A 13,424-nucleotide genomic window follows, 5' to 3' on the forward strand; every position below is an offset into this window, starting at 1 on the left:
TAAATCCTCTTTCTAAGAAATCTCTCCCTATTATACCAAAAAAAGCAAACCCAGTCGAGTTTGCCTTCTTTGATTATTAGTTCAATGAATTGTTGGCCATGATTTCATCAATAAAGCCATATTCAAGTGTTTCTTGGGCACTCATCCAGTTATCACGTTCTGCATCTGCATGGACTTTTTCGATTGACTGACCTGAATTTTCAGCCAAGATTTTTTCCAAGATGTTACGAGTTTTGAGCAAGTGTTCTGCAGCAATCGCCATATCGGTTTGTTGAGTACCACCACCTGTACCACCCATTGGTTGGTGGATCATATACTCTGCATTTGGAAGCATGAAACGTTTGCCTTTTGCTCCACTTGACGCGATGACAGTCCCCATAGATGCAGCCATCCCCATAACGATTGTTTGGACATCTGCCTTAATAAAGTTCATGGTATCAACGATTGCCAAACCAGCTGAAACAGAACCCCCAGGTGTATTGACATAAAGGTAAATATCTTTTGTACTATCTTGGGCATCTAAGAAAAGCAATTGGGCAATAACTGAGTTGGCCATGTTGTCTTCAACTGGACCTGTCAGCATAATGATGCGGTCTTTGAGAAGACGTGAGTATATATCGTAAGAACGTTCTCCACGGCTTGTTTGTTCAATAACTACAGGAATCATTTATTTCTCCTTTTGAGTTTTAATTTTGTTGGTCAAATGACTGAAGATAAGACTATTATAATATCTAGGTCAAAAAAGGTCAAATTTTTGCTCTGCTTTCATTAGACAGAAACAAAAATTCAACCTCCCTTCGTGACTGGAAATCCTTTTCCAATTCATTCTTCTTTTCGATTTTATTTCGTACCGAACAAGCGGTCTCCAGCATCCCCAAGACCTGGAACGATATAACCGTGTTCGTTCAAGCGTTCATCCAAGGCTGCTGTAAAGATTTCTACATCTGGATGAGCTTCTTGAAGGGCTTTTACACCTTCTGGTGCAGATACAAGGCAGACAAATTTGATATTTGACGCGCCACGTTTTTTAAGGGAATCAACAGCCAAGATTGCTGAGCCACCTGTTGCCAACATTGGGTCTACCACAAAAATTTGACGTTGGTCAATATCTTCAGGCAATTTCACCAAATACTCAACTGGTTGAAGCGTTTCTTCATCACGGTACATACCGATGTGACCAACCTTAGCAGCTGGAACCAAGCTCAAGAGTCCATCAACCATCCCGATACCTGCACGTAAGATTGGAACGATGGCCAATTTCTTACCTGCCAATTGTTTTTGAACTGTTTTTGTGATTGGTGTTTCGATTTCCACATCTTCTAGTGGAAGATCACGAAGTACTTCATATCCCATCAACATTGCAATCTCATCTACTAGCTCACGGAAAGCTTTTGTAGAAGTATCTGTACGACGCAAGATGGACAATTTGTGTTGAATCAGTGGATGATTAATAACTTCAATTTTTCCCATTTTTGGAATTCCTTCTTTCAATTTATTCTTCTTATTATACCAAAAAACGGTTTAAAAATCTTTCTAAACCATTTATTTTTGATAATTTTTACATTAGATCTGCCTCTTTAAGAGCGGCCTGTACTGTCTCAAGTGGTAAATGGGTCAATTCTGTTCCCTTTTCTTGATAAAGGTATTGGGCATAGTCATCCATTCGGTACTGGTTAATATAAACCACACGCTTGCAACCGACCTGCAGCAATTGTTTTGTACAGTTGAGACAAGGAAAATGGGTCACATAGGCTGTAAAGCCTTTAGGAACACCACGTTCTGCACCTTGAAGGATAGCATTAACCTCGGCGTGAAGGGTGCGAACACAATGGCCTTCAATGACCAGACATTCGTGATCAATACAATGCTCGGTACCTGACACCGAACCATTATAACCAGTGGAAATAACTTTATTATCCTTAACCAGAATTGCACCCACTTTGGCACGTTTACAAGTGGAACGATTGGCAATCAGTAGGGCTTGAGCTGCAAAATACTCATCCCAGGCTAGTCTTTTTTCAGTCATATCTCTTCTCCTTTTTCTCTATTTTTTAAAAAATGGTAAACCTAAGTCCGCAATCTTTTCAGCAGGTACCTTCATGCCATCCTTGATCCATTTTAGAAGGACAGAGACGATGGCTGAGCTCCAGAAGGAATGAAGATAAGAGCTGACCCCTTTTGATTTCCCATGGTATTTTTCTAGAAATTCCTGCATGGCTTGGACAAAGATTTTTTCCAGATGGTAATCTAAGGCAAGTTGAATCACTCTGGCTTCCTTTCTTGCTTCTCGGAAAAGGTGAACCCAGACCAGATAAAGGTCTGTCTTTAAATCATAATGATGCAACTGTTCCATAATATTGTGGACAGTTCGTTTAAAGACGCTTTCTAAAATCTCCTCTTTAGAATCATAATTGCGATAAAAAGCCGCACGCGAAACGCCTGCACGTTTGACCAATTCAGAAATACTAATCTTGGTCAAGTCCTTTTTTTCCAAGAGCTGCAAGAGGGCTGTTTCGATGGCTTCTCTAGTTAATAAATTGGATTCTTGGTTTGATTTTCTGAGATTTTCAAGAGATTTTTCAGAGATTCTACGTTCAGACATAACATTTTCTTTCTACTTGTCACAACAGACAGATAAGGCTTTTGTTTCAAGGGTTTTCATGATATAATTGTAAAAAAAGACAGAACCTTTGTCAATGTATAACTGACAAAGATGGAGAATTTCTATGACTTGGAAGATTATTGCTGACTCTGGTTGTGATTATCGTCAACTGGCAAAGCCAGCTATTGACACGACCTTTGTAAGTGTTCCCTTAACCATTCAAGTAGCTGATCAGATTTTTGTTGATGATGCCAGTCTTGATATTGACCAAATGATGGAAACCATGTATGCAACTGCAGAAGCTTCAAAATCAGCTTGTCCAAGCCCAGATGATTATTTGCGAGCATTTGAAGGATCAAAAAACATTTTCCTAGTAACCATCACAGGTACTCTTTCTGGCAGTCACAATAGTGCTCAACTGGCTAAGAATATTTATCTGGAAGACCATCCTGATACTAAGATTCATGTGATTGATAGTTTGTCTGCTGGCGGTGAAGTTGACTTGCTCGTAGAAAAATTAAATGACTTGATTGACCAGGGCTTATCTTTTGAAGAAGTGGTTGAAGCTATCAATGCCTATCAAGAAAAAACCAAGTTGCTCTTTGTCCTAGCTAAAGTCGATAACTTGGTGAAGAACGGCCGTTTGAGCAAGCTTATCGGTACGGTCGTTGGCCTTCTAAATATCCGTATGGTCGGAGAAGCTAGTGAAACTGGAACCCTTGAATTGCTACAAAAAGCGCGAGGTTCAAAGAAATCAGTTCAAGCCGCCTATGATGAGTTAGTAAAAGCAGGATATGCTGGCGGTCGTATTGTCATGGCTCAACGCAATAACGAGAAATGTTGCCAACAGCTTTCAGACCGAATCCGTGAAAATTTCCCACAGGCGGATATTAAAATTCTCCCAACATCTGGTCTCTGCAGTTTCTATGCAGAAGATGGTGGTTTGCTGATGGGATATGAAATTGATTAATTGCATTCTTGACAAGAGGTGACTTCATCTCTTGTTTTTTTGTGGTACAATAGAGCTATGAAACATTTTGATACAATTGTCATCGGTGGAGGTCCTGCTGGCATGATGGCTACGATTTCCAGTAGCTTTTATGGACAGAAAACCCTCCTCATAGAAAAAAATCGGAAACTTGGAAAAAAATTAGCTGGGACTGGTGGGGGACGTTGCAATGTCACCAACAATGGAACTCTAGATGAGCTACTAGCTGGAATACCTGGGAACGGACGCTTTTTATACAGTGTCTTCTCCCAGTTTGATAACCATGATATCATCAACTTTTTTTCAGAAAATGGTGTTAAACTTAAGGTCGAAGACCACGGACGCGTCTTTCCTGCTAGTGACAAGTCTCGTACCATAATCGAGGCCTTGGAAAAGAAAATCACTGAGCTCGGTGGTCAGGTTGCTACTCAAACCGAGATTGTTTCGGTTAAAAAAATAGACGACCAGTTTGTCCTTAAGTCCGCAGACCAAAGCTTCACTTGTGATAAACTCATTGTCACAACTGGCGGAAAATCCTATCCTTCCACTGGTTCGACAGGTTTTGGACATGAGATTGCTCGTCATTTTAAACATACCATTACCGAACTTGAAGCCGCTGAAAGTCCTTTATTGACAGATTTTCCACACAAGGCCTTGCAGGGTATTTCGCTGGACGATGTGACCCTAAGCTATGGTAAGCATGTCATCACTCACGATTTGCTCTTTACCCACTTTGGTTTGTCAGGCCCTGCTGCTCTGCGTATGTCTAGCTTTGTCAAGGGTGGGGAGGTTCTCTCACTGGATGTTTTCCCTCAACTTTCTGAGAAGGACTTGGCTGCATTCCTAGAAGAAAATCGTGAAAAATCCTTGAAAAACGCTTTAAAAACTTTGCTTCCAGAACGCTTGGCAGAATTTTTTGTGCAAGGCTATCCAGAAAAAGTCAAACAACTGACTGAAAAGGAACGCGAACAACTTCTCCAGTCTATAAAGGGGCTTAAAATTCCTGTAACTGGTAAAATGTCTCTTGCTAAGTCATTTGTTACCAAGGGTGGCGTCAGTCTCAAGGAAATCAATCCTAAAACTCTGGAAAGTAAGCTGGTACCTGGACTCCACTTTGCTGGTGAGGTACTGGATATCAACGCCCACACAGGTGGCTTTAACATCACTTCTGCCCTCTGCAGTGGTTGGGTGGCAGGAAGTCTGCATTACGATTAAAAACTCTAAAGTTGAAAAATCGGAAGATCACTCCTCCGATTTTATTTTGTCTGAGTTTGGACATAATGAAAAATCACATCTGATGTGTACTGGGCTGTTCCAGAACCAAACTTGTCAATGTTTTCCTTAAACTCTGGGTTATAGACGTAGCCTTTTCCGATATGACTGAATACTTCAATTGAGCAGTCAAATCCATAGGTACGAATGGCTTGCAAGAGATTGGCTGCTTGCTCTTGGTTCTCAGTTGCTTTTACGGGCAGACCAGCTTGAAGATTGTGTGCCAATGCTTGAAAGACTTGGTTGAAGGCAGCCGTAGCTTCGTCTTCGTGACCTTTTTGGCGCTCGAGCGCTTGGTCCATCACTTCTTGTCCATATTTCTCTACCGCCTCTTGGTGGTATTTTTGATGGTCTTGGTAGTTAAATCCAGCAAATTTCTCTTGAATGCTCATTTCTCTTTCTCCTTTTTGTTCTTGAATGGTTTTTTGCAAGGTTGAAATCAAGGTATCCAGATGTTCCCTCTCTCGAGTCAAATAGTCCAACTGTCTAGTCAAGTGGGGCAATAAATCAGTCCTTTCTTCCTTTAATAGCTCTGCTATTTTTTCTAAAGAAAAACCTAGATATTTGTAGTAAAGAATGACCTGAAGGCGTTCCAAATCCTCCTGACTGTAGGTTCGATAGCCGTTTTCCGACTTTAAAGGAACCAAAAGTCCTATCTTATCGTAGTGGTGCAGGGTCTTGACAGAGACACCTGAAAGCTGCGCAGCTTCTTTTATATGGTACATGATTTCCTCCTTACATTGATAGTATAACCCCTCCCCTCAGGTCAGAGTCAAGCGTTTTTACGAAATTTTTTACTTTATCATAACATGAAAATGGTTTTCTTGACAGACCTTAGAAAACATGATAGGATAGTCAAGTCTATCAATCAAAAGAAAGGCTCATCTTGAGTACTGATGAGGCTATTTGCCAAGGGCAGTAGCTTTTTCTTTTGGAACACTAATTTTAGGAGTTTAACTATGTCTGAAAAATCGCAATGGGGTTCTAAACTGGGCTTTATCCTAGCATCTGCTGGTTCAGCCATCGGACTTGGTGCCGTTTGGAAATTCCCCTACATGACTGCTGCTAACGGTGGAGGAGGCTTTTTACTGGTCTTTCTCATTTCCACTATTTTAATCGGTTTCCCCCTTTTGCTAGCTGAGTTTGCCCTCGGCCGAAGTGCTGGTGTTTCAGCTATCAAAACCTTTGGAAAACTCGGCAAGAATAGCAATTATAACTTTATCGGTTGGATTGGTGCCTTTGCCCTCTTTATCCTTTTATCGTTTTACAGTGTTATTGGGGGCTGGATTTTAGTCTATCTAGGCATTGAGTTTGGAAAATTGTTCCAACTTGGTGGAACGGGTGATTATGCTCAGTTATTTACTTCAATCATTTCAAATCCAGCCATTGCTCTAGGAGCTCAAGCGGCCTTTATCTTATTGAACATCTTTATTGTATCACGTGGTGTTCAAAAAGGGATTGAAAGAGCATCGAAAGTCATGATGCCTCTGCTCTTTATCATCTTTGTCGTCATCATCGGACGCTCTCTCAGTTTGCCAAATGCCATGGAAGGGGTTCTTTACTTCCTCAAACCAGACTTTTCAAAACTGACCAGTGCTGGTCTCCTCTATGCTCTGGGACAATCTTTCTTTGCCCTCTCACTAGGGGTTACAGCCATGCTGACCTATGCTTCTTACTTGGATAAGAAAACCAATCTGGTCCAGTCAGGAATTTCTATTGTAGCCATGAACATCTCGGTATCCATCATGGCGGGTCTAGCCATTTTCCCAGCCATGTCAGCCTTCAATATCCAATCTGAAGGAGGACCGAGCCTGCTCTTTATCGTCTTGCCTCAACTCTTTGACAAGATGCCTTTTGGAACCATTTTCTACATCCTCTTCCTCTTGCTCTTCCTCTTTGCGACAGTCACTTCTTCTGTCGTTATGCTGGAAATCAATGTGGGCAATATCACCAATCAGGACAACAGCAAACGTGCCAAATGGAGTGCCATTTTAGGAATCTTGACCTTTGTCTTTGGAATTCCTTCAGCCCTATCTTACGGTGTCATGGCGGATGTTCACATCTTTGGGAAGACCTTCTTTGACGCTATGGACTTCTTGGTTTCCAATCTCCTTATGCCATTTGGAGCTCTCTGCCTTTCACTCTTTACAGGCTATATCTTTAAAAAGGCTCTTGCAATGGAGGAACTCCATCTCGATGAAACAGCATGGAAACAGGGACTGTTCCAAGTCTGGCTCTTCCTTCTTCGTTTCATCATTCCAATCATCATCATCGTGGTTTTCATCGCCCAATTTATGTAATCAAAAAGGACTTGAGTAATAAACTCAAGCCCTTTCTTTTTTATGGATGGCTAACAATCAATTCCAAATCTTGTCCTTCCAAGGTCCAAGCTTCTACATCACTTGGTAGGATAAAGTGGCTACCTTTTTGAATTGGATAGTTTTTCCCGTCAACAGTAAGCTGACCTTGACCAGCTAAGACACTGAATAAGCTGTAGTCAGCTGTCTTTTCGAAGTCAACTTTTCCAGTAATTTCCCACTTGTAAACTGCAAAGAAATCATTGGATACAAGGAGAGTGGAACGCAAATCATCTGCTTTAACAGTTACAGGACGGCTATTTGCAGGCTCACCAATGTTCAAGACATCAATGGATTTTTCAAGGTGAAGTTCACGCAAGTTACCATTATCATCCTTACGGTCAAAGTCATAGACACGATAGGTGGTGTCACTAGACTGCTGGGTTTCAAGAATCAAGATGCCTGCTCCGATAGCATGCATGGTGCCACTTGGAACATAGAAGAAATCTCCAGCCTTAACAGGTACTTTGGTAAGCAAGGCATCCCAGTTCTTGTCCTCAATTTGCTGGCGGAGTTCTTCTTTTGATTTAGCATTGTGACCGTAGATAATTTCTGAACCTTCGTCCGCTGCGATAATGTACCAGCACTCTGTTTTACCTAGCTCACCTTCATGTTCTAACCCATATGCATCGTCTGGATGGACTTGGACGCTGAGCCAGTCGTTGGCATCGAGGATTTTGGTCAAAAGCGGAAATACAGGCTCAGGACGATTGCCAAACAATTCACGGTGTTCTGCATACAAAGTAGCTAGGTCTGTTCCCTGGTAGCGTCCATTGGCAACTTTAGAGACTCCATTTGGATGGGCTGAGATGGCCCAATATTCTCCGATTTTTTCACTTGGGATGTCGTAACCAAACTCATCACGTAGCTTGGTTCCACCCCAGATTTTTTCTTGCATAACTGATTGTAAAAATAATGGTTCTGACATGTCGATCTCCTGTCTGATTTTTCTCCCCTCATTATAGCAAAAAGCTCCATCTAATTGAACTCTTTTTCACATATTATAAAGTAGGGAGAAGATTTTATAAAAATAGTGAACAAATGTGCTCTACTCAATGCTTGCACCATTGCTGGCAATGACATCCTTGTACCAGTAGAAGGATTTCTTCTTGCTACGTTTGAGGCTTCCATGACCAGCATTATCTCGATCTACATAGATAAAGCCATAGCGCTTGTTCATTTCGCCTGTTCCAGCTGAAACCAGATCGATACAGCCCCAAGTCGTATAACCAAGCAAGTCAACGCCATCTTGGTAAATGGCATCTCGCATGGCCTTGATATGAGCCTCTAAGTAAGCAATCCGATAGTCATCTGCTACATGACCATTCTCATCCGGTGTATCCATAGCACCTAGACCGTTTTCCACGATGAACATTGGCTTTTGGTAACGATCCCAGATAGCATTGAGGGTGATACGAAGACCAAGTGGGTCAATCTGCCATCCCCATTCTGAGGATTCAAGATAAGGATTTTTGAGAGAGGCAAAGATATTTCCAGCAGTTAATTCTTTAACTTCTGGATCACCTGAGGCTACTAGACTTGCATAGTAAGAGAAGGAAACAAAGTCAACAGTATTGTCCTTCAACAACTCTAAATCTTCTGCAGTCATTTGAATCTCGATTCGCTCACGCTCCCACTGCTTCTTGGCGTAGTTTGGGTATTCCCCACGCGCTTGAACATCAATGAAGAAGTAACTCTTGCGGTCTTCCTCCATGGCTGCCCAGTAGTCTCTTGGATGGGCTGTGTTAGGATAGTATTGCCCTGCAGCCAACATACATCCCACCTTATTTTCTGGGTCAATTTCGTGGGCAATCTTTGTCGCAAGAGCTGAAGCTACCAACTCATAGTGTGCAGCCTGATATTTAACCAGTTCTTGATTTTCTCCTTCTTCAAAACAGAGTCCAGCTCCCATAAAGGGTGCATGGAGAATCATGTTGATTTCATTGAAGGTTAGCCAGAATTTGACCAAGCCCTTATAGCGGGTAAAGAGTGTGCGACAAAGTTTTTCATAGAAGTCTAACATCCGACGATTGCGCCAACCACCGTATTCTTCAATCAAGTGCATAGGACAGTCGAAATGCGTAATGGTAACCAGAGGTTGGATTCCATACTTATAACATTCCTTAAACAAGTCCTCATAAAAGGCTAGACCAGCTTCATTTGGCACTGTTTCGTCGCCCTTAGGAAAAATCCGAGTCCAAGCAATGGAAAGTCGATAAGTCTTAAAGCCCATCTCTGCAAAAAGAGCAATATCTTCCTTGTAATGATGGTACATATCAATGGCTTCTTTGGCTGGGTAAAAATAGTCCTCCTCAAACGAAAACATCTTTTTCTGACCTGTGATAATGGCTTCACGATCTGGTCCAATGGGTACCACATCAACGTTAGCTAAACCACGCCCATCGAGATTATAAGCACCCTCACATTGATTAGCTGCCGTAGCACCACCCCAGAGGAAGCCCTCTGGAAATTGTAGTATTTCTGTCATCACTTTACCTCACTTGATTTGCTAGTTCTATTATACTAAAAAGGGGACAAAAAGTTTGGAACTATCTGGGTAATGATGTCCTGAGCTTGCTCAAATGTACGAAAAAAAGACTGAAACCAGTCTTCTTTTTAAATCAAAGCTGTAATAGCTGTCACTAGGCCAAAAACGATACCTGGTGCATTGGCAGCAGCAAGGGGGATATCTCTTTCTTTTTTGAAAAGACCGTAGTAAACCCAGAGACTACAGTTGATGGCAGCAACCAAGGGCTGGATGAAATTTCCTTTTTGACCAGCCAGATTGTTCATGATTTGTGGGAAGTAAGACACATACATCATAACAGACATAAAGGTCGCTACCCAACCTAAAATTTTCATTTGTTTTTCAGACATTTTCAAAACCTCTTTCATTTTTACTGAATCTTATTTTAAAATATTCTTTCAAAACAATCAAGTCTTTAAAACTTTTGTTATAAAGATATAAACTATCACAATCTTGTTATAAGAAAGAGGGAACAGAAAAAAGACCGAATTGCTCCGTTCTGTTTACTCAATCAAATATTAGAAAATGAATACTCCTTTTCAATGAATCGATTGATTGATGGTAAATAAGCCGTTAGAAATTATTGACAGTATCGAAATTTTCTAGTAAAATGAATTTTGTTAATACCTAAATGGTGTGTAGTTTTCTATCAACATAGTCAGGAGAAAAGGAACTTATGCTAAAAAAATTTAATGAATTGTCACTGAAAGATAAGGCTTATCTAATTGGCGGTTTGAGCTTATTAGTCATTGTGATCTCATTTGGTCTACTCAATCGTCAAACAGTAACTGTCAGTCTTGTCTTTACACAACTATCTGCTCCCTTGATTTTGGTGATTTTTACTTGTCTAGTAATCGGGATCATTGCTGGTAGTGCTATTGGTATTAGCTATCACCATAACAAGACTCAAGATCTGAGAAGCCGCATTGCTGAAGCAGAAGCGACTATCAATATAAAAGACAGGGAGCTTGTCCAGTACGAGGAACAGGTGCAACAATTAAAACAGGAAGCCAAACAATAAGTGTAGAAATCATAACCACCCGTGAAAACGGGTGGTTTTTTGTCTCGCACCTAACGGAGCGAGACGGACTGAAAGTCGCATAAATACAAAAAAGATCGAATTGCTCCGATCTTTTTAAGTTTCACTCCAAGAATGTTTAGATAAAAAATTTGATAATAGAATTACCTACTTCATACGATAAAAATCAATCACTAGACCAGCAGGCCCTTTAACTAATAAGGACTCTGTTCCCCAATCGGTTACAGTTGGTCCGTTTAAAACCTGGATACCAAGTTCTTTCAACCGTTGGTAATTCTGGTCTACATCCTCAACCTCGATATGAAGAATGATTCCTGACTGAAAATCTTCCAAAGGAATCAAATGATTTTGGGACAACATCAGACAGTGACTGCCAATCGTAAACTGAGCAAAACTGTCATCAACATAATCGGGCTTTTTATCCAAAATACGCTCCAAGTCAGCACAGACTTGGGGAACATCTGAAACGATAATATCTAATTGATTTAAATTCATTTACTATCCTCCATAAAAAGACCGGATTGCTCCGATCTTTTTAAGTTTCGCTCTAAGAAAATCAAAGAATAAACAAGGCATCGAACCGCAGGCAGTACTGAAGTACGGCAAGGTGAAGATAACACAGTTTAAATTTGATTTTCGACGAGAGGAATTATTTAATTGCGCGTGATTGCAATCCTTCTTCTTCCAAGAAGAGGCGGAATGGTACGAGTTCTTCTGCTTCGTATTTTTCCTTGAAGTCTTTGATTGCTTCTTCTGAGTGAAGTTTTGGATCCAATTCAAGTACTTCTACTGGAAGTGGACGGTGTGGAGTGATGCGAGCATCGATCACAACAGTTTTACCTTCTTTGTTGAGTTTAACAGCTTCTGCAACAACTGCATCGATGTCTTCGATACGGTCAACTGTAAATCCTACAGCACCTTGAGCTTCAGCGATTTTCGCATAGTCAGCATTAGGGAAGTCACAACCAAACAAGTGTTTGTTTGTGTCTTCGTATTTGTCCTTGATGAAGGCATATTTACCATTTGAGAAGACAACGTTGATAACTGGAAGGTCGTATTGAACGTTTGTGATAACGTCTGGGTAGCACATGTTGAATGCACCGTCACCCATGATGTTCCATACTTGGCGATCTGGATTGTCTTTCTTAGCAGCGATACCACCAGGAAGGGCAATACCCATTGTCGCAAAGAGTGGAGATGTACGCCACATGTTCTTAGGTGTCATGTGAAGGTGACGAGTAGATGTTTGAGTAGTGTCACCTACGTCGATTGAGTAGATAGCGTCTTGATCAGCATGTTTGTTGATTGCATTGTAAACTTGATACAATTGCAATTCACCCTCAGTTTTACCTTCGATTTTGTTCATGTAATCACGCCAGTTTTGGTTGTTCTTAACGTTTGCACGCCACCATGGAGTAGATTCAACTGGGTTCACTTTGTCAAGGATAGCTTTAGCTGCTTGACCTGCATCACCAAGGATTGAAGCGTCAAGGGCGTGACGTTTACCAAGTTTGTAAGGGTCGATATCGACTTGGATGAATTTTTCAGTATTCTTGAATGCTTGGTAAACTTCAGCAAATGGGAAGTTTGAACCAAGGAAAAGAACTGTGTCTGCTTCAAAGACCACTTCGTTGGCTGGCTTCCAACCAACACGGTAAGCAGAACCTGTCAAACCTTCATAGTTCCATTCAAAGGCTTCAAAGTTTTTACCAGTTGTGATGATTGGTGCTTTGATTTTACGTGACAATTCAGTAATCACTTCACCAGCTTTAACACCACCGTAACCAGCATAGATAACTGGACGTTCAGCATTGTTCAAGATTTCAACAGCTTTGTCGATTTCAACTTCGTTCAAAGCAGGAGCGATGAATGAACGTTCGTATGAACCTGAACCGTAGTATGAATTTTCGTCGATTTCTTGGAAACCGAAGTTTACTGGGATTTCAACAACAGCTGGACCTTTTTTAGAAACTGCAGCACGGCAAGCTTCGTCGATTACTTTTGGCAATTGCTCAGCGTAAGCTACACGTTTGTTGTATACAGCGATACCGTTGTACATTGGGTTTTGGTTCAATTCTTGGAAAGCATCCATGTTGAGTTCGTTAACTGGACGTGATCCAAGGATTGCTAGGAATGGAGTGTTATCCATAGCTGCATCGTAAACACCGTTAATCAAGTGAGTCGCACCTGGACCACCTGAACCAACTGCAACCCCGATTGAGCCGCCGAATTTAGCTTGCATAACCGCTGCAAGAGCACCTGTTTCTTCGTGACGAACTTGCAAGAAGCGGATATCTTTGTCTTCAGCCAAAGCATCCATCAATGAGCTGAGTGTTCCTGATGGGATACCGTAGATTGTGTCTACGCCCCATGTTTTCAATACATTAAGCATTGCTGCAGATGCAGTAATTTTCCCTTGAGTCATAATGATAACTCTCCTTCAAATATTTTTAAATCTACTAAAAAAGGTTTCATATAGTTTTTGAAAACGTTTCAGTAAATTTTTACAATACTAATTTATCACATTTATTTTGACTTTACTAAGAATCTGCTCAGAAGTTTTTATTCTCTATTACAGTACAGTTTGAAAACGTTTTTAGCTTCTGTTTTATAATACTCAATGAAAATCACAGAGCAAA

Annotated in this window: 14 protein-coding genes; 4 read left to right on the top strand and 10 right to left on the bottom strand. The window is 41.0% G+C overall.

Features of this window, described 5'->3' with window-relative positions:
- Positions 1-76: 76 nt before the first annotated feature.
- The 4 genes from clpP to B7700_RS02255 form a co-directional block, all read right to left on the bottom strand.
- Positions 77-667, bottom strand: coding sequence for an ATP-dependent Clp protease proteolytic subunit ClpP (gene clpP, locus B7700_RS02240; protein ID WP_000613471.1), 591 nt, complete (start codon positions 665-667; stop codon positions 77-79).
- A gap of 173 nt (positions 668-840) precedes the next feature.
- On the bottom strand, positions 841-1,470 hold the full coding sequence (upp, locus tag B7700_RS02245) for a uracil phosphoribosyltransferase (RefSeq protein ID WP_000515974.1): 630 nt from the start codon (positions 1,468-1,470) through the stop codon (positions 841-843).
- A gap of 88 nt (positions 1,471-1,558) precedes the next feature.
- Positions 1,559-2,026: a deoxycytidylate deaminase gene (locus B7700_RS02250; RefSeq protein ID WP_000136973.1), complete on the bottom strand. Its 468-nt coding sequence runs from the start codon at positions 2,024-2,026 to the stop codon at positions 1,559-1,561.
- Between the two features lie 18 nt (positions 2,027-2,044).
- Positions 2,045-2,602, bottom strand: coding sequence for a TetR/AcrR family transcriptional regulator (locus tag B7700_RS02255; protein WP_000004135.1), 558 nt, complete (start codon positions 2,600-2,602; stop codon positions 2,045-2,047).
- A gap of 124 nt (positions 2,603-2,726) precedes the next feature.
- Here B7700_RS02255 and B7700_RS02260 point away from each other — a divergent pair, with 124 nt between their 5' ends.
- Positions 2,727-3,572, top strand: coding sequence for a DegV family protein (locus B7700_RS02260; RefSeq protein WP_084886851.1), 846 nt, complete (start codon positions 2,727-2,729; stop codon positions 3,570-3,572).
- A 57-nt stretch (positions 3,573-3,629) separates the two neighbouring features.
- Entirely contained in the window at positions 3,630-4,805 is a 1,176-nt protein-coding gene (aao, locus tag B7700_RS02265) for an aminoacetone oxidase (RefSeq protein WP_084886852.1), read from the top strand.
- 41 nt (positions 4,806-4,846) lie between these two features.
- Here the strand turns inward: aao and B7700_RS02270 are convergent, their stop codons facing one another.
- Positions 4,847-5,587, bottom strand: coding sequence for a MerR family transcriptional regulator (locus B7700_RS02270; protein WP_084886854.1), 741 nt, complete (start codon positions 5,585-5,587; stop codon positions 4,847-4,849).
- 234 nt (positions 5,588-5,821) lie between these two features.
- Here B7700_RS02270 and B7700_RS02275 point away from each other — a divergent pair, with 234 nt between their 5' ends.
- Positions 5,822-7,162 (top strand): sodium-dependent transporter, encoded by a 1,341-nt coding sequence (locus tag B7700_RS02275; RefSeq protein ID WP_033687199.1) that lies wholly within the window; start codon positions 5,822-5,824, stop codon positions 7,160-7,162.
- 40 nt (positions 7,163-7,202) lie between these two features.
- Here B7700_RS02275 and manA read toward each other — a convergent pair whose 3' ends face one another.
- The 3 genes from manA to B7700_RS02290 all read right to left on the bottom strand — a co-directional run bounded on the left by manA (position 7,203) and on the right by B7700_RS02290 (position 10,096).
- Entirely contained in the window at positions 7,203-8,147 is a 945-nt protein-coding gene (gene manA, locus B7700_RS02280) for a mannose-6-phosphate isomerase, class I (protein ID WP_023947250.1), read from the bottom strand.
- A 120-nt stretch (positions 8,148-8,267) separates the two neighbouring features.
- Positions 8,268-9,707 carry a 6-phospho-beta-glucosidase gene (locus tag B7700_RS02285; protein WP_084886857.1) on the bottom strand — a complete coding sequence of 480 codons (1,440 nt, stop codon included), beginning with the start codon at positions 9,705-9,707 and terminating at the stop codon, positions 8,268-8,270.
- A 128-nt stretch (positions 9,708-9,835) separates the two neighbouring features.
- Complete coding sequence (locus tag B7700_RS02290) at positions 9,836-10,096, bottom strand: SemiSWEET family transporter (protein ID WP_001291473.1); 261 nt, start codon at positions 10,094-10,096, stop codon at positions 9,836-9,838.
- A 326-nt stretch (positions 10,097-10,422) separates the two neighbouring features.
- Between B7700_RS02290 and B7700_RS02295 the strand changes: the two genes are divergently transcribed.
- Entirely contained in the window at positions 10,423-10,767 is a 345-nt protein-coding gene (locus tag B7700_RS02295; RefSeq protein WP_000913393.1) for a lipopolysaccharide assembly protein LapA domain-containing protein, read from the top strand.
- 165 nt (positions 10,768-10,932) lie between these two features.
- Here B7700_RS02295 and B7700_RS02300 read toward each other — a convergent pair whose 3' ends face one another.
- Entirely contained in the window at positions 10,933-11,280 is a 348-nt protein-coding gene (locus tag B7700_RS02300) for a VOC family protein (RefSeq protein WP_001052638.1), read from the bottom strand.
- Positions 11,281-11,434: 154 nt separating this feature from the next.
- Positions 11,435-13,210 carry a pyruvate oxidase gene (gene spxB, locus B7700_RS02305; RefSeq protein ID WP_000191819.1) on the bottom strand — a complete coding sequence of 592 codons (1,776 nt, stop codon included), beginning with the start codon at positions 13,208-13,210 and terminating at the stop codon, positions 11,435-11,437.
- Between the last annotated feature and the right edge of the window lie 214 nt (positions 13,211-13,424).

This window comes from Streptococcus mitis, assembly GCF_002096755.1.
Taxonomy (GTDB): Bacteria; Bacillota; Bacilli; order Lactobacillales; family Streptococcaceae; genus Streptococcus; species Streptococcus mitis_AC.